Source organism: Virgibacillus sp. GM2-2, from assembly GCF_055329585.1.
Window position 1 is genome coordinate 1 of record NZ_JBUZWC010000171.1, and the last position, 233, is coordinate 233.

The window sequence follows — 233 nt, forward strand, 5'->3', positions numbered from 1 at the left end:
TCGGCCGCGTGACGCCGGAGGACAAGCTGCGCCTGGCGCGGATCATGCAGGCCGAGGGGCTGATCGTCGCGGCGACGGGCGACGCGGTCAACGACGCCGCGGCGCTCAAGCAGGCCGACATCGGCGTCGCGATGGGCAGCGGCAGCGAGGTCACCAAGCAGGCCGCGCGCATGATCCTCACCGACGACAACTTCGGCACGCTCGTGAACGCGGTCGAGCTCGGGCGCCGGGTC

Annotated in this window: 1 protein-coding gene; it reads left to right on the plus strand. The window is 72.5% G+C overall.

All coding sequences use genetic code 11. The features are described from left to right. The coding region (locus tag ACY9Z2_RS19420; RefSeq protein WP_463611312.1) for an HAD-IC family P-type ATPase at positions 1-233 on the plus strand (233 nt) is incomplete at both ends.